This window comes from Pseudarthrobacter siccitolerans (assembly GCF_030823375.1).
Taxonomy (GTDB): Bacteria; Actinomycetota; Actinomycetes; order Actinomycetales; family Micrococcaceae; genus Arthrobacter; species Arthrobacter siccitolerans_A.
In genome coordinates, this window is sequence record NZ_JAUSXB010000001.1 from 3,079,399 (window position 1) to 3,101,156 (window position 21,758).

At 65.9% G+C, this 21,758-nt stretch carries 23 protein-coding genes and 1 pseudogene; 16 read left to right on the top strand and 8 right to left on the bottom strand.

From position 1 onward, the window contains the following. Position 1 precedes the first annotated feature (1 nt). From QFZ36_RS14275 to QFZ36_RS14285, 3 genes and pseudogenes are all read left to right on the top strand, one after another. On the top strand, positions 2-820 hold the full coding sequence (locus QFZ36_RS14275) for an HAD family hydrolase (RefSeq protein WP_306637551.1): 819 nt from the start codon (positions 2-4) through the stop codon (positions 818-820). 95 nt (positions 821-915) lie between these two features. Beyond that, a pseudogene (locus tag QFZ36_RS14280) lies at positions 916-1,163 on the top strand (hypothetical protein). 51 nt (positions 1,164-1,214) lie between these two features. Next, the gene (locus QFZ36_RS14285; RefSeq protein ID WP_306637553.1) at positions 1,215-2,033 is read left to right on the top strand and encodes a glycerophosphodiester phosphodiesterase; all 819 of its coding nucleotides are present in this window, start codon (positions 1,215-1,217) and stop codon (positions 2,031-2,033) included. Positions 2,034-2,045: 12 nt separating this feature from the next. Here QFZ36_RS14285 and QFZ36_RS14290 read toward each other — a convergent pair whose 3' ends face one another. Continuing rightward, complete coding sequence (locus QFZ36_RS14290; RefSeq protein WP_306637555.1) at positions 2,046-2,498, bottom strand: hypothetical protein; 453 nt, start codon at positions 2,496-2,498, stop codon at positions 2,046-2,048. 138 nt (positions 2,499-2,636) lie between these two features. Here QFZ36_RS14290 and QFZ36_RS14295 point away from each other — a divergent pair, with 138 nt between their 5' ends. Continuing rightward, positions 2,637-2,903, top strand: a complete 267-nt coding sequence (locus tag QFZ36_RS14295; protein ID WP_306637557.1) for a DUF6480 family protein — start codon at positions 2,637-2,639, stop codon at positions 2,901-2,903. A 152-nt stretch (positions 2,904-3,055) separates the two neighbouring features. Here the strand turns inward: QFZ36_RS14295 and QFZ36_RS14300 are convergent, their stop codons facing one another. From QFZ36_RS14300 to QFZ36_RS14310, 3 genes are all read right to left on the bottom strand, one after another. Next, the gene (locus QFZ36_RS14300) at positions 3,056-4,120 is read right to left on the bottom strand and encodes an EAL domain-containing protein (RefSeq protein WP_306637561.1); all 1,065 of its coding nucleotides are present in this window, start codon (positions 4,118-4,120) and stop codon (positions 3,056-3,058) included. 171 nt (positions 4,121-4,291) lie between these two features. Further along, positions 4,292-5,824, bottom strand: coding sequence for a putative bifunctional diguanylate cyclase/phosphodiesterase (locus tag QFZ36_RS14305; protein WP_306637563.1), 1,533 nt, complete (start codon positions 5,822-5,824; stop codon positions 4,292-4,294). Between the two features lie 18 nt (positions 5,825-5,842). Then, positions 5,843-7,492, bottom strand: coding sequence for an ATP-binding protein (locus QFZ36_RS14310; protein WP_306637565.1), 1,650 nt, complete (start codon positions 7,490-7,492; stop codon positions 5,843-5,845). A 220-nt stretch (positions 7,493-7,712) separates the two neighbouring features. Between QFZ36_RS14310 and QFZ36_RS14315 the strand changes: the two genes are divergently transcribed. The 5 genes from QFZ36_RS14315 to QFZ36_RS14335 all read left to right on the top strand — a co-directional run bounded on the left by QFZ36_RS14315 (position 7,713) and on the right by QFZ36_RS14335 (position 11,746). Further along, positions 7,713-8,486 (top strand): class I SAM-dependent methyltransferase, encoded by a 774-nt coding sequence (locus QFZ36_RS14315; RefSeq protein ID WP_306639220.1) that lies wholly within the window; start codon positions 7,713-7,715, stop codon positions 8,484-8,486. Between the two features lie 186 nt (positions 8,487-8,672). Continuing rightward, a complete protein-coding gene (locus QFZ36_RS14320; RefSeq protein WP_306637566.1) occupies positions 8,673-9,122 on the top strand; it encodes a hypothetical protein in 450 nt (149 codons plus the stop codon). Between the two features lie 94 nt (positions 9,123-9,216). After that, complete coding sequence (locus QFZ36_RS14325) at positions 9,217-9,636, top strand: hypothetical protein (protein ID WP_306637567.1); 420 nt, start codon at positions 9,217-9,219, stop codon at positions 9,634-9,636. A 54-nt stretch (positions 9,637-9,690) separates the two neighbouring features. Continuing rightward, the gene (locus QFZ36_RS14330; protein WP_306637569.1) at positions 9,691-10,500 is read left to right on the top strand and encodes an SDR family oxidoreductase; all 810 of its coding nucleotides are present in this window, start codon (positions 9,691-9,693) and stop codon (positions 10,498-10,500) included. Positions 10,501-10,621: 121 nt separating this feature from the next. Beyond that, positions 10,622-11,746 carry a glycerate kinase gene (locus QFZ36_RS14335; RefSeq protein WP_306637571.1) on the top strand — a complete coding sequence of 375 codons (1,125 nt, stop codon included), beginning with the start codon at positions 10,622-10,624 and terminating at the stop codon, positions 11,744-11,746. Here the strand turns inward: QFZ36_RS14335 and QFZ36_RS14340 are convergent, their stop codons facing one another. Together QFZ36_RS14340 and QFZ36_RS14345 are read right to left on the bottom strand one after the other, a co-directional pair. Beyond that, complete coding sequence (locus tag QFZ36_RS14340; protein ID WP_306637573.1) at positions 11,747-12,076, bottom strand: LuxR family transcriptional regulator; 330 nt, start codon at positions 12,074-12,076, stop codon at positions 11,747-11,749. A 79-nt stretch (positions 12,077-12,155) separates the two neighbouring features. Further along, positions 12,156-12,653, bottom strand: a complete 498-nt coding sequence (locus QFZ36_RS14345) for a DUF6328 family protein (protein WP_306637574.1) — start codon at positions 12,651-12,653, stop codon at positions 12,156-12,158. Positions 12,654-12,887: 234 nt separating this feature from the next. Here QFZ36_RS14345 and QFZ36_RS14350 point away from each other — a divergent pair, with 234 nt between their 5' ends. The 5 genes from QFZ36_RS14350 to QFZ36_RS14370 all read left to right on the top strand — a co-directional run bounded on the left by QFZ36_RS14350 (position 12,888) and on the right by QFZ36_RS14370 (position 17,134). Further along, positions 12,888-13,787 (top strand): SDR family oxidoreductase, encoded by a 900-nt coding sequence (locus tag QFZ36_RS14350; RefSeq protein WP_306637575.1) that lies wholly within the window; start codon positions 12,888-12,890, stop codon positions 13,785-13,787. 78 nt (positions 13,788-13,865) lie between these two features. Next, positions 13,866-14,237 (top strand): hypothetical protein, encoded by a 372-nt coding sequence (locus QFZ36_RS14355; RefSeq protein WP_306637577.1) that lies wholly within the window; start codon positions 13,866-13,868, stop codon positions 14,235-14,237. Positions 14,238-14,416: 179 nt separating this feature from the next. Then, complete coding sequence (locus QFZ36_RS14360) at positions 14,417-15,316, top strand: glycosyltransferase family 2 protein (RefSeq protein WP_306637579.1); 900 nt, start codon at positions 14,417-14,419, stop codon at positions 15,314-15,316. A 103-nt stretch (positions 15,317-15,419) separates the two neighbouring features. Continuing rightward, complete coding sequence (locus QFZ36_RS14365; protein WP_306637581.1) at positions 15,420-16,283, top strand: GAF domain-containing protein; 864 nt, start codon at positions 15,420-15,422, stop codon at positions 16,281-16,283. Continuing rightward, complete coding sequence (locus tag QFZ36_RS14370) at positions 16,280-17,134, top strand: SGNH/GDSL hydrolase family protein (protein ID WP_306637582.1); 855 nt, start codon at positions 16,280-16,282, stop codon at positions 17,132-17,134. Before QFZ36_RS14365 ends, QFZ36_RS14370 begins: the two co-directional genes overlap by 4 nt. 6 nt (positions 17,135-17,140) lie before the next feature. Here QFZ36_RS14370 and QFZ36_RS14375 read toward each other — a convergent pair whose 3' ends face one another. Beyond that, positions 17,141-18,493, bottom strand: coding sequence for a uracil-xanthine permease family protein (locus QFZ36_RS14375; RefSeq protein ID WP_306637584.1), 1,353 nt, complete (start codon positions 18,491-18,493; stop codon positions 17,141-17,143). 220 nt (positions 18,494-18,713) lie between these two features. Between QFZ36_RS14375 and QFZ36_RS14380 the strand changes: the two genes are divergently transcribed. Both QFZ36_RS14380 and QFZ36_RS14385 read left to right on the top strand, forming a co-directional pair. Continuing rightward, complete coding sequence (locus tag QFZ36_RS14380) at positions 18,714-19,319, top strand: malonic semialdehyde reductase (RefSeq protein ID WP_306637585.1); 606 nt, start codon at positions 18,714-18,716, stop codon at positions 19,317-19,319. Between the two features lie 153 nt (positions 19,320-19,472). Further along, a complete protein-coding gene (locus tag QFZ36_RS14385) occupies positions 19,473-19,961 on the top strand; it encodes a 2'-5' RNA ligase family protein (protein ID WP_306637587.1) in 489 nt (162 codons plus the stop codon). A gap of 51 nt (positions 19,962-20,012) precedes the next feature. On the opposite strand, the gene pgm is transcribed toward QFZ36_RS14385, so the two are convergent. Then, positions 20,013-21,683: a phosphoglucomutase (alpha-D-glucose-1,6-bisphosphate-dependent) gene (pgm, locus tag QFZ36_RS14390; RefSeq protein WP_306637589.1), complete on the bottom strand. Its 1,671-nt coding sequence runs from the start codon at positions 21,681-21,683 to the stop codon at positions 20,013-20,015. Positions 21,684-21,758 lie beyond the last annotated feature (75 nt).

The following is a 21,758-nucleotide window of genomic DNA, read 5'->3' on the forward strand; positions in this document are numbered from 1 at the left end:
GATGCGGTTGGTAGCGAGCGATATTGACGGAACGATCCTTGGACACGATGGAAAAATCAGTGACCGCACCGTCCGCGCCTTCCACGCCTGCCGGGACGCCGGCGTCGAACTCGTTTTTGTCACCGGCCGGCCGCCGCGCTGGCTGCACCCCCTGCAGGACCAGCTGGGCCACACCGGCACGGTCATCTGCTCCAACGGTGCCGTGGTCTGGAATCTCGAAACCGAACAGCTGGTGTCCGCCCGCACCCTGGCCATCGAATCCGTGCTGGAAATCCGCCGGATCATCAAGGAGCTCCGCCCGGCTGCCCTGTTCGCCGCAGAAACACTGACCGGCTTCCACCTTGAACCCGGCTTCATCGAGAACGAATCCAGCGAACTGCTCAGCGAGTTCACCCCGGCGCCGCTCGCCGAAACCCTGGCCATGGATGATTCGGTGGTGAAGTTCCTGGCCATCATCCGGGAGGGCACTCCTGACGACTTCCTCGCGGAGGTGCGGCCCGCCGTCGGGCATCTTGCGGCCGTCACACACTCGTCACCGGGGGTGGCCATGCTGGAGCTGTGCCTCCCGGGCGTCAACAAGGCGGTCACCCTGGCCGAGTACGCGTCCTCGCTCGGTATCGACGCCGAGGATGTTGTGGCCTTCGGGGACATGCCGAACGATATCGAGATGCTCCGCTGGGCCGGCCAAGGCTACGCGATGGCCAGCGGTCACCCTGAAGCCATCCTCGCGGCAGGCCAGCAGGCGCCGCACTTTGACGACGACGGCGTGGCCCAGGTCCTGGAGGCCAGGCTGGCGTCGCTGGGTGTCCAGCTTCCCTGAGCCATGTTCACAGCCTGCGCTCACCTGGCGTTCATCTTTGCTCCCTAGCGTGGAGGCTGGGGGCAACACCTCCCTTCACGGCTCAAGGGGTAACGATGGCACGGAACGTAAAACACGGCGCTGTTGATCTGCCGCTGCGCAGGGCGACGCCTGCTCCGCACTGGAAGTAGCTGAGGCAGGGCGACCGCGTCAGGGTGGTCCTCGCCCCCGGTTTTGAGACCGGCGGACTGGTGGACGCGATCACCAGAGACCATGCTGCCGTATGGGTGAACCTCGACGGCGGCCGCGGGCGTACCCTGCTGCACTGCAGCGACGTGTGGAGATTTTTCCGGAAGAGGACTAGCCTCTGCTTCATGGCCGCGCCGCGGTCCTGCCGCTCCGGTACGCTCGCAGGGTGAGTCTGCCGTTCTTCACCCACCCCGACGTTCCCGGGTCTCGGCCGCCGGTGGCCATGGCCCACCGCGGATTTTCACGGGACGGGCTGGAGAACTCCATGGCCGCGTTCCGCGCCGCCGTCGAACTCGGCTACCAGTACCTGGAAACTGATGTCCACACCACGGCGGACGGTGTGGTGCTCGTTTTCCACGACAGCACACTGGACAGGGTGACGGACGGGGCCGGCCTGATCGCGGACCTGACAGCCGCGGAGGTGGCGCGGGCGCAGATCGGCGGCCGCGAGCCCGTTCCCACCTTTGATGACCTGGTCACCGGGCTGCCCGGCGTTCGCCTCAACGTGGACGTCAAGGACTGGAACTCCGTCCAGAGCCTCGCCGCCGCGATCGAACGGCACCATGCACATCACCGGGTGCTGGTAACCAGCTTTTCGGACCGGCGGCGGCGGGCGGTGCTGAAGCTGCTGAGCCAGCAGGTCGCGTCGTCGGCCGGGGTGGTGCCGGTGGCCTTGTTTGTTGTGCTGGGGCGGGTATTGCCGGGCCTGGTTTTCCGCTGGGCCATGCGCAGGATCCTGCATGACGTGCAGGCCCTTCAGGTACCTGCGCGCCGGAGCGGCGTCCAAGTGGTCACGCCAGGATTTGTCCGGCGGGCCCACGCGCTGGGGCTGGTGGTCCACGTCTGGACGATCAACGAGCCCGCGGAAATGCGCCGCCTGCTCGACCTTGGCGTGGACGGTATCGTCACCGACCGCGCGGACCTGCTCCGGGACGTGCTGCTCGAACGCGGTGAGTGGCCAGGGGGCCACCCGCCTGATAACTAGCTTGCTTCTTCCTCAGCCCCGGCCCGTGCTGGTGGACGGGTCCTGGTCGCCTTCGGTTGGATCGGCCCGGAGTTCGTCGGGGTTGCTCTCAGGCAGTCCTCCTGAAACGCCCGAAACATCCCCTGTTGGGCCGGACCCTTCTGACCCTCCTGCGCTGTCCGGAGCGGAAGCGCTGCCCGCCAACCTGCCGTCGTCGTTCGCTTGGTCATTGCCAGTCTCGTCAACGTCCCCGCCAAGGGGAGATTGCGATACCGGTCCCGGAGCCGGCCCCGGCTTCAGGCCCGGAGCTTTTTGCTTCTCCGCTTCCAGGGCGTTCGATCCCTCGCTGAGGGAGGAGTGGACCTCCACGTCGCTGTTGGGATCCGAGGGCTCAGGAACATCCCGTTTCTCGACGGGATCGCTGGTCCCCGCGAGATCCTCCATGGCGTTTTCTGCTGCCTTGCCGATGCTGTCGCCGATACCCATGTGACTGCTCCTTCTGACATCGCATCCCGGCGCCCCCAGTGGACTACCGAAAGATTACCCTTCCAGAATTATCAGCATGCTTACAATTAGTCCAGAGCTGAGGTAACGGCCCCGGCTAGGCAGGAGAGGACAATTACTGTGAGCAGCTACCATCCGGAAAACGACCCCGCGAATCCCGACCAGCCGGGCAAAAGCCACTCAGACCCAGGCCAATCAGGCGTGGGCCGGCAGGGCGCTGATCAACAGGTGTTCGGACAGCAGGGAAGCGAGGACTCTGCGGACTCACCGAACCCGGACCCGGCGGACGGCAACATCACCGGGCTGGAGCCCGGAGGGGGAGTGCCTCCCGGCGAGACGCCGCCGGCGGAGGACCAGATGAGCGCCGATCAGGGCCACGAAGAATAGCCCGTCCGGGCCCGGCAGCCGTCCGGGCCCGGCAGATTGACCGCTCCAGCTGGCTGATTCTGTCATGACGACGGCGGGGCTCGCGTCAGTGGCCCGACGGCTGATGCCGGTACGTGTTTCGTACCAGTGCCGTCAGCGGGCGTCGGTGGCCGCTAGTGGTCGTCCTTGGGCGGTGTAACGTGGCTGCCCTGTTCCGGGCTAACGAGCTGGCGTTTCAGGCCGTCCGTATCCAGGGCGGTGTTCCAGCTGGCCCAGTCCTGGGGACGGACGGAGGGCCGGCCCAGAAGGTAGCCCTGGCCGGCGCTGATGCCCAACTCGGTCAGGACCTTGAGTTCGCCCACCGTCTCGATGCCTTCGGCAATCAGGATGGTGCCGATCTGCTCGGCGAAGTCCACCAGGCAGCCGGCAAGGGCGCGCTGGATGCCGTCGTTGTCGACGTCTCCAATGACGTTCCGGCCCACCTTGAGGAAGTCCGGCCGCAGGTGCACCATCCGGCTCAGCGCGCCCGCGCCGGGGTGGGTGTCGTCGACGGCGATGCGCAGGCCACGGTCGCGCAAGGGATTAATGGCGGCAATGAACTGCGGGTACTCCTCGTCGTTCACGGATTCCGTCAGTTCGAGCACCACCCGGTTGATCGGAAGGTCGATGTGTTCGAACAGTTCCGGCAGTCGCGGGTCCAGGCATGACGTCGGCGAGATGTTCAGGGATACATACAGGTTTCCGGGAAGATCCCTGGCTGCCGCGGCGGCGGATCCGAGCGCTGAGAATTCCAGGTTCGCACCCAGGCCTACGGCTGCTGCTTCCGCGAACCACAGTTCGGCGGCGGCGCCGTCGTCGCTGACAAAGCGCGACAATGCCTCCACGCCCACCACAGTTTCTTTGGCCAGGCCGTAAATGGGCTGGAAGGCCGTCATCAGCATGTTGCTTTCAAGCAGTGCACTGATGCGGGACGTGCTGCGGATCGCGTCGATTTGTTCTGCGAACTGCGGCGGAATGGCGCTGGGTTCCAGGCGCATTTTCCTGGCGCTGTCCAGCGTTTCAACGGTGTTTGCATCGCTGCGGCGGGTTTCCAGGAGATACTCCAGCAAGGCCCTTTCGGGCACGCCGGGATTTTCATCGAGGCTCTTGCTGAGGCGTTGCCGGACTGCGGCGCCGGACGGATCCGGATCCGCCAAAACAGCGGCGATGATTCCCCACGCCTGTACACGAACCGACATTAGCAACGCCCCCAGTTGACGAAGTAATGACCCAGTGGCCCTTTGTTGTTCAATTTATAACCGCTTCTAAAGTCCAATGTTGCTGGCAAGTCCGCAAATCACGGCGATGAAAATACAGACCCAGCACGATGATCGTATATCGGGGTGGACAAAAGCGCAGTAGTTTTCGCCTTACGGGTTGGCGCTTTCCGGCTGGGCCGCCAACAGATCGGGAACCTGCTCCGGCGGAACGGGCCTGCTGAAGTAATAGCCCTGGGCACTGAGGCAGCCCAGGCTGCGGAGGATCTCCGCCTGCTCCGCCGTTTCAACGCCTTCCCAGACGGCCTCCAGGCCGCATGCCCGGACGAGTTGCAGGACCGCCGCCACGAGGGCCGGCTGGCTGGGGTCGGTGCCCAGCCCATGGATCAGGGAACGGTCCACCTTGACCCGGTCCACCGGCAGTCGGCGGAGGTAGCTGATGGACGAGTAGCCGGTGCCGAAATCGTCAATTTCGATGCCGACGCCCAGCCCGCGGAGCCCGCCCAGCGAATAGCGGTCCAGTTCGTTGCCCTTGACGATGGCTACTTCGGTCAGTTCCAGGACCACTTGTTCGGGCGCCACACCGGTTTCCTTCAGGACACTCCGGACATCCTCGATGAACTGAAGGCTTTGCAGGTCCGTGGCGGAGATGTTGATCCGGACGGAGAAACGCCCGTCCACCAACTGCCCGTCAATCCATTTCCGCAGCTGGTGCACCGCCGTGCGCAGCACCCACAGCCCCAGTTCGGAAATCAGCCCGGCTTCCTCGGCCAGCGGAATGAATTCGTCCGGCATGATCAGCCCGCGGGTGGGGTGGTTCCAGCGGACCAGGGCCTCCACGCCTTCGATCCGCCCGGAGCCGAGTTCCACCACGGGCTGATAGTGCAACGTCAGTCCGTCGGTCTTGATGGCATTCCGGAGGTCCTCCACCAGCTGGCTGCGGAGCCTCCGGACCAGCAGGAGGCCAGGCTCGAACCGGTGCAGCCTGTTCTGCCCCTCGGCCTTGGAGGCGTACATGGCGACGTCGGCCTCCATCAGCATGTCCTCCGGGGTCTGGCCTGCGCCGCCGACGCTTAGCCCGATGCTGGCTCCGCAGCGCACGCTCCGGCCCGGCAGTTCTATGGGTTCATTCAGCGACGCCAGGATGCGGTGCCCCACGATGGCCGCCTGGTCCGCGGAGACCGCCGGCATCACGATCGCAAACTCGTCCCCGCCCAGCCGGGCGACGACATCCGTGCCGCGCACGGCGCCCTGGATCCGTTCACCCACCGTGATCAGCACCTTGTCACCGGCGGTGTGGCCCAGGCTGTCGTTAATGGATTTGAAGGCGTCAAGGTCCATCAGCAGGATCACGGGCCCCTCATCCGCGCTGTCGTCCTCGATGGTGGCCCTCAGGGCGTCGATGAGTGCAGAGCGGTTGGCCAGGCCCGTCAGGGGGTCCTGCATGGCCATTTTCTGCATTTCCAGGTGCGCTTCGTGCAGGAGCTGGGTGCGGACCTGCACCCGCTGTTCGAGCTCCTCGTAGATGATCTGCAGGTCCTCCGCCAGGAGGTTGGTGCCCATGATGATCGCATCAAGCTCGTCGCGGGCTTCCGATACGTCTATCCGCGAGTTGAGGTCTCCCGATGCCAGCCGGACAATGCCTTCCAGCAGTTGCGAAAGCCGGGGGTCGTCGTCGGCAAACATCGGTTCCTCCTCCCGTGCTCAGTTGGCCCGGCTGCGGTCAGCATCCAGCGGAAGGCTCACAGTGACGGTTGTGCCGGCGCCCAACGTGGATGCCACGTCAATATGGCCGCCGTGGCGCGCCACGATGTCCTGGGTGATCGCCAGGCCGAGCCCGGTTCCCGGGATGGCTCCGGACATGGCATTGGACGCGCGGTAGAACCGGGTAAAGACGTGGTCGATTTCCTCGCTGGAGATGCCGATGCCGTTGTCAGCCACGCTGATGGTTGCCCACCGGGTGCCGTCCGGGGCCGCGTGCGACTCGCTGCCCACCTCGATCCGGCCGCCGCTTGGCGTGAACTTGATGGCGTTGGACACCAGGTTGGTGAACACCTGCTGCAGCTGCACCTCATCGGCCAGGATCTCCGGGTCCTCGGGGGCAGGATCCACCTCAATGGTGACGTTCTGCAGCTGGGCCAGGGGCCGCAGTGCCCCGGCCACCAGGTCCAGCGTCTGCCCCAGGTGCACCGGGGTGAGGTGCATCAGGTTGTCCTCGAGTCCGTTGCGGGACACACTCAGCATGTCCTCGATCAACATCCGGAGCCGCTCGGTGTTGCGGACCACGATGTCCAGCATCTGGTGGACCTCGGGTGAGACGGGCTGCTCGGTGCTTTCCTGGATCATGTCCAGGTACGCCATGATGGACGTCAGCGGGGTCCTCAGCTCGTGGTTGACGGTGGCGAGGAAATCCGTTTTCGCCTTGTCGAGCTGCTGAAGCTGCTTGACCACCTGCTGCTGGCTGCTGATCAGGTGGCTCTGGATCAGCCCGTGCGCGGCGTTGCCGGCCACGTGCTGGATCAGGCCGAGCTCGGCGCGGGACCATTGTCGCGGCTGGTCCAACATCACCACCCAGATGATGCCCAGCGAGGAACTGCCCTCACCCATCGGCACCGCCAGCAGCGATGCCGCAGGCCCAAGTCGCCTGGTGCCGGCGGGGTCGCCCGTGCGGGCGTCCTCCTCGGACCCCTCGGAGGAGAGCGTTTCAGCCACGGCCCACAACATGTCTGCCGTCTGCCGCGCGGATTCTTCATCCGGGAGCGCTTGGTCTCCCAGCGGTTCAAGGCCCGGCCTGGTCCACGTCGCGGTAATGGGGGGAACCCGCTCGTCCTCAAACGTGGTGAGCCGGACATGGTCAGCTTTGAACGTCCGCCCAAAACCAGCCACCACATGGTTGGCGATCTCCTGCGGATCGTTTGTTCCGCGCACGGCGGCGGATACCAGCCGGAGCTGTTCACGGAGTGCCTCCGCCTCCTGCCGGAGGGTATTGCGCCGGGACACCTGGCGGATGAGGGAGGTGGCCCGGTGGGCCAGTTCCCTGGGCGGCGGGGGTTTCGCAATGCAGTCATGGACCCCGGGGGGCTGCATGGCTGCCAGCTCCGCGGGGCTGTCCAGGTCCACCACCACCAGGACAGGTGCTTCTGCTTCAACCGCAGACAGGGACGTGTCAACCACGATGACTGACGGTTCGCCTGCACCCAGCAAACGGGCCAGGCCTTCCTTATCGCGTGCGGTGCGTACCTCGTAGCCGGCATCGCGCAGTGCCCGCGCATTCAAAGCCAGCCGCCCGTCGTCGGGGTCCGCCACAAAAGCGGTGCGCGGCACAGACGGGTCCCACGGTAAATCAGCCGCCACAATGCCCCCTTCGCTCCCAGTTGAGTACATTGTAGGGCGGCGCGTCCCGGATGATCCCTTGCAGGCCGTACATCGCGCCAGCGTGACGGAACGGGGCCCCGTTGAGTGCGGGCGGCGCACCGCCTGGGGCCCGCCAACTGCTGGCCCCTGCTTCGCGACATATATTTGACCTGTGTCCTCCCCAGCAAAATCGGTGCGCTCCTCCTGGCAGAAGTACCTGATGATCCCCAAGCTCGCCCGGCTGTCCCGTTCTGCCCCCAAAGACAGGCCCCTGGCCTGGGATAAGTATTGGGCGGGCATCAAAGCGACCGGTCCGGGCGGCGAGGTTTTGTGGGATTCCGGCCGGGACCACGAGTTCCTCGGCTACCGGGATGTGCTGCTGCGCCACCTCGATCCGGAACTGCCCTTAGTTGACGTGGGCTGCGGTCACGGCAGTTTCACCCGCGCCTTGGCCCGTACGTTCCGCGAAGTCATTGGTGTTGATGTATCCGCCCATGCGGTGGCGCGGGCGGGCGCCGAGTCGGAAGGGCAGGAAGACCTGGCGGGCCGCGTCCGCTACGAAGCCCGGGACATGACAGCGCCCGGGGCCGGCCGGGGGCTGGCCGACGAACGCGGGGCCAACATTTTCATCCGCGGCGTGCTCCACGTGCTCAGTCCTGGTGATCAGGAAGCGCTGGTGGAGAACCTCCGGGTGCTGGCCGGCAGCCGCGGCACGGTCTTCCTTGCCGAGACCAACTTCCAGGGCAATCCGCTGGACTATGTCTCACATCTGGGCGCCACCACCAGGGGCATCCCGGCCCCTCTTGAACGGGCCATCCGCGAATTGCCGATGCCCGGCCATTTCGGTCCTGCCGAACGCGCCCGGGTCCTGCCCGCGGAGAGCTGGGAACTGCTTGAGGACGGCGCGGTGGCCATCGAAACCAACCCGATGACGGACGTGGCGGCCCAGAGCCTGATCCCCGGCTACTACGCCGTGCTGCGGCCCCGGCCCTAGCTGTTCCTCTCCCTGGCTATTCCTCTCCCTGGTTGTCCCGCGGCCTCAGATGGTCTGCACCCTGGCTGTTTTGGGCAGTTGAGCGGGCGCCGCGGCGACCGGACAGGCCCCTTGACATGGAGGCTGGTCCGGAGGCTCCATAGTAAGTAGACTTACTAGTTACCTCCAGGGGAAAGGACAGTCATCATGGCACAGGATAAGGGCAATAAGACGCGCGACGCTGATGCGGACCGGGACGAAGAAGATCTGGGCGCGGGACCTGACGGCGGGAAAGTGCGTACCGGCCCGGAGTCATCGAAATCCTTGAAGTATTCACAGGAGGTCACCTCGCCGGAGGACGAACCGGAACGCGAGGGACGCAGCCTGGTCACCACGCACCACGAAGTCATCAGGCAGTGGGCTGAGGAGCGCGACGGCGTTCCGGCCACTGTGGAAGGCACCGAGCACGGTGACCATCTTGGTGTGCTGCGGATCGACTTCGGCGGCGAAAACGACAAGCTTCGCCACATCAGCTGGGAGGAATGGTTTGAAACCTTCGACTCCCGCGGGCTGAATTTCATTTACCAGGAACAGCGCAGCGACGGCCAGCAATCGAATTTCTTCCGGCTGGAAAATCCCGGCCGGGAAGACGCCTAAGCCGCATCCGTCCTGCCGTACCGCCGCAAGACAGCACCGGACCACCTCCGGCGCCGTCCCGTCGTCGGCAGGCGCATAATCTACAGGAACTACTATGCGCGAACTTATCCCTTCCGGTTCCCTCCGCGGAATGCTGCTGCCTCCCACCTACGGCCGGCACGTCACGGATTCCACAGCCTTCACTGTGCTGAGCGTGGAAATCTGGACCACCGGTTTGGTGGTCAATATCCAGTTGGCGTCCGATCGCGAGCCGGAACCCGCCATCATCCTCCAGGACCACTTCGGCACCGAATATACGTTGCGCAGGTCCGCTAATCTGGGGTCCCGGAACCTGCAGGTTTTCACCCCGTCCGTGCCGCCGGGAACCAGGAGCCTGACCGTCAGGTCGGCCGACGAATCCCACCCCCGGCCGGTGGTGACCTTCGCCGTGCCGCTGAGGGCAGTGCGGGACAACTTTCCGGAAGCGGGTGAGGGCGATTATCCCCCGTCGTCCGAACTCCGCCGCCCCGCCTGACTACCAAGCCCCGCCTGATTGCCAAGCCCGCCTTATTAGCGAAGAGGAGCCACCATGCAGGACACCACAGGTTTCAGCCCCACCACCGCCATCGTCACCGCATCAGACTCCGGCATCGGCAAAGCCACAGCCGTTGCGCTGGCCAGGGCGGGCATGGATGTGGGCGTCACCTGGCATTCGGACAAGGAGGGCGCAGAGGCGACCGCGGAAGAAATCCGCGGCCTGGGGCGCAGGGCGGTGGTGCGCCAGCTGGACACTACCGACCTCCAGGGCGCCGGCGCCGTCATTGACGAACTGGCGGAAGAGCTCGGCGGTGTGGACGTTTTTGTCAACAATGCGGGGACCGGTGACGGGACCAAGTTCCTGGACCTGGATGTCGAGACCTGGATGCAGACACTCGACACGAATCTCAATGGCGCATTCGTCTGCCTGCAGGCCGCCGCCCGTCGCATGGTCCAGGCCGGCAGGGGAGGACGGCTGGTGGCAGTTACCAGCGTCCACGAATTCCAGCCGCGGGTGGGATCGTCCGCCTACGATGCCTCCAAGCACGGGCTGGGCGGGCTCATGAAAACCCTCGCCCTAGAGCTCGCCGAGCATGGCATCACTGCCAACAGCGTGGCCCCCGGCGAAATTGCCACGCCCATGACGGGGCAGGAGGATGAAGATCCCACCACGAAGGACAGGCCAGGTGTTCCACTGGGCCGGCCGGGCGACGCCAGGGAAATCGCCGCAGTGATCGCCTTCCTTGCTTCCCCGGCCTCAAGCTACGTCACTGGAGCCTCATGGGCCGTGGACGGCGGCATGCTGCAGATGGGGCCGCAGGCAGGCTCGCACATCACCAGCCACGAATGGCGGCAGGGGTAGCGGCAGCCGGCGAGGGCTTCATGGGCTGAACCTGGGCGGCAGAACCTCCCAAGGGAAGGCCAGTGTCCGCATTACGGATTTGGCAAGCGCTTTCCCGTTTTGGGCTGGCATGATGGAGCCCATGCGCATTCTTATTGCTCCGGACAAGTTCAAGGGTTCCCTTACGGCCGCTGAAGCAGCCGCCGCCATCGCCGAGGGCGCCCTGCGCGTCTACCCGGACGCCGTCGCCACGCAGTTTCCCATTGCCGACGGCGGCGAAGGCACCCTTGAAGCTGCCGTGGCAGCGGGTTACGAAGAGCGCATCAACGCCGTAGTGGGTCCCATCCTTGCCCCGGTTGGCGCGGCGTGGGCCATCCGGAAGGCCGACGGTGCCAAGGTGACTGCCGTGATTGAAACTGCCCAGGCCTCCGGACTTGCCGATATGGAGCCCACCCCCGGCAACGCGCTCCGCGCCCACAGCTACGGCTGCGGCCAGCTGATCGCTGCCGCCTTGGACGCGGGTGCCACGGAAATCGTCCTGGGACTCGGCGGATCGGCAATGACCGACGGCGGCAGCGGCGCCCTGCGCGCGCTGGGCCTGAAGCCGCTGGACGCCGCTGGCAATGTGGTGCCGCTCGGGGGCGGTTCCCTCGCGGACATCGTGGTCCTGGACGCCTCCGCGCTCGATCCCCGGCTTGCCGCCGCCACGTTCCGTATCGCCGTCGACGTCCGGAACCCGCTGTACGGCCCGCTGGGAGCGGCCCACGTCTTTTCCCCGCAGAAGGGCGCCGACCCGGAGTCCGTGGAACTGCTCGACGCCGGCCTGCGCAACTGGGCATCCCTCCTGGGGGAGGCGACGGGCCGGGACGTCAACGTCGAGGGAGCGGGCGCCGCCGGCGGCTTCCCGGCGTCGTTCCTTGCCTTCACTGATGCCGCGCTTGAAGGCGGTTTTGCGCTGGTGGCGGGACTGACCGGCCTTGCCGATCAGCTCTCCGCGGCCGACCTCGTGATCACCGGAGAAGGGTCCATGGACGGCCAGTCGCTGACAGGGAAAGCCCCGATCGCGCTCGCGGACGCGGCACGGGAACGGGGTATCCCGGTGATCGTGGTGGCCGGGCGGATCCTCGTGACTCCCGAAGACCTTGCCGGGCACGGCGTGGTGGCCGCAGCCCAGTTGCTTGACGTGGCAACGGGTCCGGAAGATGCGGTGGCCAACGCCGCCAAGTACCTGGCCTGGGCAACAAGCCAGGTACTTGAGGGCGCCTGACTAGACGATGGTGGTGTTGCGGCGGCGGCGCCAGATCAGGATTACGATCAGGGTCAGCAGGACCACACCGCCGATAACCCATGGGGTGTAATCAAGCCGCGTGGACTCGTTTTCCGCTGATTCGCCGGTTCCGGGATTAGCCGGGCCGGTGGAGGCGGTATCCCCGGGAGACGGTGTGGGAGACGCGGCTGACTGCGCCCATGCCCCTCCGGAGGATGCCGTGATTCCGTGTACATACGTTGCTGGCGCGGCCTGCGCGGCTCCGGCCGACAGCGCCGGTGCGACCAGCAGCAGCAGGGCCACGAAGGCAATCCTGAGGAATTTCCGCATGAAGTTCTCCTGTCATTGGTTGAGGATCAATGGCCTTGTAAATCGGGGGATCGCAGCGCGGTTAGGCTCGCGGCCACGGCTAGCGTCCGGCCGTGGCGCGCCTGTTCAAGTGCAGCGGGACGTAGACCAGCAGGACCACCAGCACGGCCAGGAGCACACCCCCGGCTGTCAGCCCGGCTGACCGGCCGGCGGTCACATCAAAGACCAGCGCGGCAGTTCCTGCACTCAACAGCCCTATGCCGCCCAGGGCGATTTTGGTGATGACGTCAGCGCTGGAAACCAGCGTTTCCTTGAGCCGCTTTCGGAAGAGCCTCCGGTGCACGCTGACCGGAAGAAGGATGAAGGCGGTGGTCAGGGCGGCGACCACCACGTTGACCAGGTAAAGGCCAACCTGGAAGTCATCGAGCTTCTCGAAGCGCGACTGGAAGGGGAGGGTCAGGAGGAAGCCGGCAAGAATCTGCACGCCAGTCTGCAATACCCGCAGTTCTTGGAGCAGTTCCGCCCAGTTGCGGTCCATCTGTTCCTCGTGGGTTTCGTTCCTGCCCGTCCTGCCCGTGTAGTCCTCTACATCAGACATCGCTTCTCCCTCCTGCACCAACCACTCCCTGCACCAACCACTTCCGGGTAGCTTTCTACTCCTTAGCTACCCAAAACCAGGGCAACGTTGCGCAGCGGCCACCATTTGATAAGTTTACTGATTATCCGGACCGGGCGGTGGACTTTGCTTCTCCGGCCGGGATAGCGTCGAAGGGCCGGTGCACGCGCCTTTCGAAACCGACACAGTGAAACCGACACAGTGAGCAGGCGGACTATGAGCGAGACGGACAAGCAGACAGACCAGCCAAAGGATCCCCGGGGCGGCTACCACTCAGGCCCCTTTCCGGAGCAGGAACAGAAGCAGCCCGGCCTGACGGCACCCATGGAGCCCAAGCCGGACCACGGGGAACTCAGCTATGAGGGGCACGGAAAACTGCAGGGCAAGGCCGCCCTCATCACCGGTGGGGATTCGGGGATCGGCAAGGCGGCGGCCATCGCGTTCGCCCGTGAAGGGGCCGACGTCGCCATCTCCTACCTCCCGGAAGAAGAAGAGGATGCGCAGGACACCGCGGACTGGATCCGGAAGGCGGGCCAGCGGGTCCTCCTGTTTGCCGGTGATGGCCGGGAGGAAGAATTCAGTACCCGGATTGCCGACGAAACGGCGGCGGAGTTCGGCCGGCTCGACGTTGTGGTTCTGAACGCGGCGTACCAGAAGAACCGCGAAAGCTTCGAGTCGCTGCCCACGGAGGAATTCGACCGGGTCTTCAAGACCAACCTCTACTCGCTGCTGTGGACGGCAGGGGCAGCCGTGCCGCATCTGAAGCCGGGCGCCTCGATCATCACCACGGCATCAGTCCAGGCCTTCAACCCGTCACCGGGCCTGATCGATTACGCCATGACCAAGGCAGCGCAGGTAGCTTTCACCAAGGCCTTGGCGCAGGAACTTGGCCCCAAGGGAATCAGGGTAAACGCTGTGGCACCGGGACCCATCTGGACTCCCTTGATACCGGCCACCGAGTGGCCGGAGAAGCTCCCGAAGTTCGGGCAGGACACGCCGCTGGAACGGGCGGGCCAGCCCGCCGAGCTTGCCGCGGCCTATGTCCTGCTGGCCTCGGAGGACGGGTCCTACATTTCCGGGGCTGTACTGCCGGTGACCGGTGGAAAGGGGCTCTGAGCAGCTGAGTTTTCATCCGAGGTCCAGCCTCATCCCAGATCCAATGCACTATCCATCCAACGCACAGCAGGAGGAACCATGACAGAGGAAAGCCAGCACGCGCAGCCGGAGACCGATCCGGGCGGATACGGCACTCCCACTGCAGAGCAGGAACTGGGTGGAAGCCAGGGCTCGGCAAACGGCTCGGCGACTACCGGTGACGGTGGGGCGGGCGGCGTGGACACCAACGAGCCCCAGTCCGGCACTGGCAGTGATCCAGTGCCCCGCGACGTGGACCTTCCCTCAGGCGAAGCCGAACTCGACGCGAACAATGACGACTCCAAGGGGTCCGCTCCCGTGTCCTCGGAGCCAGGGCAGGAAGCAACAGGAATTCCGGACGGCAGCGGCAATGACCTGCCCCGGGAGGAATCGCCGAACGACGACGGCGGCGAAAGCTTCGACGCCGGCTGACCGGCCCGCCGCGGCTGCTTGAGCCCGCCGCGCCTACCGTTGCAGGCCTCCGCCTGCTGTCACATGTGGCAGCGGGCGGGGGCCTTCGCCGTGTCCGGCATACATCCCGGTGATGTGGGTACAGGACACGAAGATACCCATTCACTATCGATGCCGATGCAGGCGCCTGGAGGTGGGCTGTGAGCAGGAGATCATCAGAACAGTGGGCACGCAGTGGCGGGGTGCCGGAACCGGTGGCGGTGGACGTGCTGGTCCCCACGTGCAACCGGCCTGCGGAGCTGGCAGTGACATTGGCTGGTCTGGCCGGGCAGGCGGATCCTTCCTTCCATGTGGTGGTCAGCGACCAGTCCACCGATGCGCCCGGCTGGGAGCATCCTGCGGCCGCTGCAATGGTGCGGGTCCTCGAGGCCCAGGGCCGCCCGGTGACGCTGCTGCGCCATCTGCCGCGGCGCGGGCTGGCTGAGCACCGCCAGTTCCTGCTCGACCAGGCAAGCGCGGAGAAGTGCCTCTTCCTTGACGACGATGTGTGGCTGGAGCCCGGTGCTCTGGAGCGGCTCAACGCGGCACTTGAGGCGCTGGGTTGCGGCTTTGTGGGCATGGCTCCGCAGGGACTGTCCTACCTCGATGACAGGCGGCCGGAGCAAACGGCGGGTTTTGAAGCGTGGGACGGGCCGGTAACGCCGGAACGCATCCGTTCGGGCACGCCCGGATTTGAGCGCTGGCCGCTTCACAACGCCGCCAACCTCAGCCACATCAGCGCGGATCTTTCCCTGGAGCCGGGGGAGTGGCTGCCCTACCGCGTGGCCTGGCTCGGCGGCTGCGTCCTGTACCGGCGCGAAGCCCTGACCGATGCCGGCGGCTTCACCTTCTGGCCGAGCCTTCCCGTGGAGCACGCCGGGGAGGACGTCGTGGCCCAGTGGCAGGTCATGGAGAGGTACGGCGCCGCCGGCATCCTGCCGTCGGGGGCAGTGCACCTGGAGTCACCCACCACGGTGACGGACCGGCGGGTGGAGGCCTATGACGTCGTCCTCAGTGAAAGCGCCACTGCGTTCGCAGGTAACAGCCCCGCCGTCGACTGAACAGGGAACAGCGCCGCCCCCTCCCGCCAACCGGGGCATTCGACGTATTCTGTAGAAACAAGGTTTTGCAGTGGGCCGGAGCGCTTCAAACAGGGCGTGGATAATGGCCGCTGAACCCACGGGGCAGGTTGGCTGGGGACCGCTTCCGATTCCGCCAGAGCCAGTCTTCGACAGCAAGGACGTTGAAGACTACCTCTGGGATGTCACCCATGAGTTCATGAAGGACATCAAAGGTGAAATCCGCGGCATCGGCTGGGCTGCAACCCTCTTCCGCCTGGGGAAGGCACGCACCCTCGCGGCCAGCAGCGAGCAGGCCCGTGACGCGGACCGGGAACAATGCTCCTTTGCTGACGGGCCAGTCCTCGAAGCCCTGCGCAGCGGCGAATTCGTGCTCCTGTCGGACGTCGGCCGGGACCGCCGCTGGCCCGGGTATGCCAGCGCCGCCGCCAGCCACGGAGTACAGTCCCTCCTGTCCATGCCCATCGTTTCCGAGGGCATGACGAGCGCGGCCATGAACCTCTACGCTCCCTCGCCGCATGTTTTCGGCAGCGACGATCTTCTCCGCAGCCAGAGCTACGTCAGGCAGGTGGCCCGCGCACTGCGGGTGGTGGTTCGCGTGGCGGAGCGCGCGGAGGCCGCCGCGGGCATTGCCGTAGCCCAAAGCTCCCTGGTCCTGGTGGACCTTGCGGTCCGCAGCCTCATGGACGAGTACGGCCTCAGCAGGGAGGGTGCCCTGCGCTTCCTGCAGCGGGAGGCGTCTCACCATGAGTTCGGCCTGCGGGACGCTGCCTTGAACGTGGTTGCCCCGGTCACGCAGGTCCCCGGGCGGGACCCTTCCAGGGACCGGCGGGAAATGGCCGACGACGTTGAGGACTTCCGCCTGCTGGCTCCGGCAGAGCTGGGCCAGCCGCCCGAGGCTGGGGCGCCGGATGCGCATCCTTCTACCGCGAAAGGACGGCCGGCATGACCACCGGACAGCAGGAAGCCTGGCAGGAACGTCCCCCGGCCGAGCGGCACCCCTGGCACCGCTTCGTAGCCCTTGGCGATTCGTACACTGAAGGAATCGGCGATCCCGAACGGCACAGCATCGGCGGTTTCCGCGGCTGGGCTGACCGGGCGGCAGAGGAACTCGCCAGGGGGCAGCACGACTTCGCCTACGCCAACCTCGCCGTGCGGGGGATGCTGCTGCAGGAGATTATCGACGGGCAGCTCGCGCCGGCTCTCGCACTTAAGCCGGACCTGGTGGCAATGTCCGGGGGCGGCAATGACGTTGTGTTCCGCCGCGGCGACCCGGACAAGCTCGCCGAGAAGATGGACCAGGCTGTCGGCGTGCTGGCTGAAACCGGGGCCACCATCATGTTGTTCGCCGGGCCCGACTGGGGCGGTACACCGGTGCTGGGGCAAATCCGCGGGAGGCTTGCTATCTACAATGAGCACCTCCACACGATCGGCATGCGCCACCACGCGGTGATGATTGACCTGTGGTGCCTCCCGGCGCTCCATGACGCCCGGATGTGGGACAAGGACCGCCTGCACCTGTCGCCCCTGGGGCATCACGTGGTTGCCGTTGCCGCCCTCGACGCGCTCGCGGTGCCGCATTCGCTCAAGCCCCTGCAGCCGCGGCCGGTCCCGTCACATGGCTGGACCCAGGCCAGGGCCGAAGACCTGATCTGGGCAAGGCAGTACTTGTTCCCCTGGGTCCTGCGGAGGCTGCGGCCCCCGGCCGGTGAGGCACTGGAGCCTAAGCGGCCGTTGCCGGGCCCGGTCTTTGGCCTCGGCAGCGATGGCGATGGCGTCGACTCACATGACGTCGCTTAGCCCGTACTAGCGCTTCTTCGGCCCCCGTTTCGCGGCCGCATTCATGGAGGCTTTGGCGGCTGGGGGCAGTCCGGCCTGCTCCGTTTCGGGTTCCGCCACCGTGCCCCTGGCCTTCGCGATCGCCTTCATGCCGTGGTAGATCACCAGTGCTGCGGCGGAACCCAGGGCGATGCCCGTGAACTTGAGCTCGCCGATGGTCCAGGTGTAGTCCGCGATGCCGATGATCAGGGCGACGGCGGCGGTGGTCAGGTTCACGGGGTTGGAGAAGTTCACTTTGTTCTGCACCCAGATCTTCACGCCCAGGATGCCGATCATGCCGTAGAGCATGGTGGCTGCGCCGCCCAGCACACCTGGCGGCACAGTGGCGATCAGCTCGCCGAATTTGGGGGAGAAGCTCAGCAGGATGGCGAACATTCCGGCCACCCAATAGGCTGCCGTGGAGTACACCTTGGTGGCGGCCATGACGCCGATATTCTCTGCGTAGGTGGTGGTGCCGGAGCCGCCGCCGAAGCCGGCCAGGACGGTGGCGCCGCCGTCGGCCATCAGCGCGCGGCCGGAGACGCCGTCGAGGTTCTGTCCGGTCATGGCAGCCACTGACTTCACGTGGCCGATGTTCTCGGCCACCAGCACCAGCACCACGGGCACGAACAGGCCCAGGACGCCGAGGTGGAATTCGGGGGCCTGGAACTGCGGCAGGCCCACCCAGGCGGCCGCGTCCATCTTGTCGTAGCTCACCTCGCCCCGGAGCATGGCCACGAGGTAGCCCACCACCACGCCCACCAGGATGCTGAGGCGGCCCAGGATCCCGCGGAACAGGACGCTGACCAGGATGATCGTGGCCAGCGTGATCACGGCGGTGACGGGGGCGGCGTCGAAATTGTTTTTCGCGGCAGGGGCCAGGTTAAGGCCGATGAGAGCCACGATCGCGCCGGTGACGATGGGCGGCATCAGGCGGTTGATCCAGCCCGCGCCGAACTTCTGCACAATGGCACCCACCAGGGCCAGTGCGGCGCCGGCCAGCACCACGCCGCCCAGCGCTCCGGGGACGCCGAACGCCTGCTGGGACGCCATGATGGGCGCGATGAACGCGAAGCTTGAGCCCAGGTAGCTGGGCACGCGGCCTTTGGTGATAACCAGGAACAGCAGTGTGCCGATGCCTGAGAAGAACAGGGTGGTGGCAGGCGGCATGCCGGTGATGATGGGTACCAGGAAGGTGGCGCCGAACATGGCCACGACGTGCTGCATGCCCACCCCAATGGTCAGCGGCCAGGCAAGCCGTTCATCGGGGGCCACCACGTGGCCCGGCTTGATGGACTTGCCGTTGCCGTGCAGCTTCCATTTGATTCCAAGCATGCTCATGGGCGGAGGCCTTTCAAGGGGGTGGCCGCGGAGGGCGAAGATCAACTGGCTCCAGAATACCGCCAAGCTTTTCGCGCCGGGTCTCCAGGTTGCTCGCGGATGCCGCTGTGGCTGAAGTCACGAGCCGTCACGGGAAGAGGAAAGGAGTGGTTGAAGTTGCAACTATGGAAAGCGAACACGCCACCCCGGCACGCGGGGCGGCGCAGCGAAAGGTACGCCAATGACTATTGCCCACGAAGAAGCGGTTATCGATTCGGCCGCCGTCGACGCCATTTTCGCCCAGGCCCGCACCGCCAACTCCTTCACCGGACAGGTGACCGACGAGCAGGCACAGGCCATCTACGAGCTCACCAAGTTTGGCCCCACCGCCTTCAACTCGCAGCCGCTGCGCGTGACCTACGTCCGCTCCGCTGAAGCCCGCGCCACGCTCGTTGACGCACTCGCCAACGGGAACAAAGCCAAGACCGCCTCCGCCCCGCTCGTGGCCATCCTCAGCTATGACACCGACTGGGCCGGGCAGTGGGACAACTTCCTCCCCGGCTACAACGCCCCGAAGGCCATGTACGACACCAACCCGGAACTGGCCGCCGCCACCGGCAACAACAACGCCCACCTGCAGGCCGGCTACTTCATCCTGGCTGTCCGGTCGCTCGGCTTCGCCGCCGGCCCCATGACGGGTGCGGATTTCGCCGCGATCGACGCTGCCTTCTTCCCCAAGGGTGACCAGAAGAGCTTCCTGGTGGTCAACATCGGCCAGCCCGCCGAGGACGCCTGGGGCACAGCCAAGCCCAAGTTCTCCTACGAGGACGTCGTCCGCACCGTCTAACCTCGACGCCCCATCACTTCCTGCGTCTTTTTCATCAACGCCCCATCACCGAGTGATGGGGCGTTGATGTTTTAAGCGCGTTATGTGATGGAGCGTTTGGGATTTAGGTGCAGAATCTGATGGGGCGTTGGAGGGCGGTGGGAGACTGGGCAGATGCGGAATCTGATCTTTGTGGCGTTCGTCGAGCCCGTGACCGAAGGACTGGTGTTCCTGCGGTCGGCATGGCCGCTGCATATCACGCTGGTGAGGTTCGACGTCGAGAGTCCGGCAGGTGCCGACGTCACCGTCAGGGTCGCCGAACTGGCAAAACCCTATGCAACGGCAGCCTTGGGCGCCAGCCTCACGGTGGGCGAAGATACCGGGTTCGGCCGCAACGGCTCGGTGCCCGTGAGCCTTATCCAACCGCAGCCGGATCTGCAAACCCTGCACGAGCAGCTCGTGGGTGCGCTCGCGCGTCTGGACGGCAAGGTGCTCACGCCCGCCCACACCCTCTCCGGCTACCGGCCGCACGTCTCACACCACGGTGACAAACGGCTGAATCCGGGCGACGCCGTCGTGCTTGACCGGATTGCCCTGGTGGACATGGCGCCGGACGGTGACCGTACCGTCCGGCGCGTGCTCCGGCTCTGGGACCGGGACTAAAGGGCCGCGACTAAACAGCGGGGGGCTGAATAGCCGGGAGCACGCAGCCTCCTAGGCGATGACGCCGTCCACCAGTGCCTTGGCTTCCGCCTGCACCTGCTTCAGGTGATCCTCGCCCTTGAAGGATTCGGCGTAGATCTTGTAGACGTCCTCCGTGCCGGACGGGCGGGCCGCGAACCAGGCGTTCTCGGTAACCACTTTGAGTCCGCCAATCGAGGCGCCGTTGCCGGGTGCTTCCGTAAGCTTGGCGAGGATTGGCTCGCCTGCCAGTTCGGTAGCCGTGACGTCCGACGGCGACAGCTTGCCCAGTGCCGACTTCTGCTCCCGGGAGGCGGCGGCATCAATGCGGGCGTAGACGGGGGCACCGAACTGGTCCGTGAGGCCCTTGTAGAGCTGGGACGGGGACTTGCCCGTGACCGCGGTGATCTCCGAGGCGAGCAGGGCCAGCAGGATGCCGTCCTTGTCCGTGGTCCAGACGCTGCCGTCCTTCTTATTGAAGGAAGCACCAGCCGACTCCTCGCCGCCGAACGCGCCCTCGCCGGAGAGCAGCCCCGGAACGAACCACTTGAAGCCCACCGGGACCTCCACAAGCTTGCGGCCCAGGCTTTCGGCCACGCGGTCGATGATGGAGGAGGACACCAGCGTCTTGCCCACCACGGAACCCGGGTTCCAGCCGCTGCGGTTGCGGTACAGGTAGTCGATGGCGACGGCGAGGTAGTGGTTCGGGTTCATCAGCCCGCCATCGGGGGTGACGATGCCGTGCCGGTCCGCGTCCGCATCGTTGCCGGTGGCGACATCGAACGAGGCACCCGCCCCGGCGCCGCCGTCGGCCATGCGCTGGATCAGTGAGGCCATGGCCGCGGGCGAGGAGCAGTCCATCCGGATCTTCTCGTCCCAGTCCAGGGTCATGAAGGCCCACTGCGGATCCACGGTTGGGTTGACCACGGTGAGGTTCAGCTGGTGGCGTTCGGCGATCTCGCCCCAGTAGTCCACGGACGCCCCGCCCATGGGGTCCGCCCCGATCCGCACCCCGGCTTCGCGGATGGCGTCCAGGTCCAGGACGGAGGGGAGGTCGTCCACGTAGCTGCTCAGGAAGTCGAATTTGCCGGTGGTGTCCGCGGCCAGCGCGTCAGCCACCGGGATGCGCTTGACGCCACGAAGGCCGTTTTCGAGCAGTTCGTTGGCTCGGTTGGCGATCCAGCCGGTGGCGTCCGAATCGGCCGGGCCGCCGTGCGGAGGGTTGTACTTGAAGCCGCCATCGCCCGGCGGGTTGTGGCTGGGGGTGACCACGATGCCGTCAGCCTGGGGCGCACCCGCACCCGCACCGGCATTCCGGTTGTAGGTGAGGATGGCGTGGCTCAGGGCCGGGGTGGGGGTGTAGCCGTGGCGGGCGTCGATGAGGACCTGCACGCCGTTGGCCGCAAGCACCTCAAGGGCTGAGTTCTGCGCCGGCTCGCTCAGCGCGTGGGTATCCTTGGCCAGGAACAGCGGACCAGTGACGCCCTCCGCCGCCCGGTACTCCACAATCGCCTGGGTAATGGCGACAATGTGCTTCTCGTTGAACGACGCTTTGAGGCTGGAACCGCGGTGCCCGGAGGTGCCGAACACTACGCGCTGGCCTGGATCACCCAGATCCGGCGTGATGTCGTAGTACGCGTCAAGAAGCGCTGTGATGTCAACAAGGTCCTGGGGTTGGGCAACTGTACCCGCGCGGCTAGCCATGGGACCAGCATGCCAGACGGGAGCCACAGTCAAAACGACCCGTCCAAAATCCGGGCCCTGTGTCCGGTCCTGTGA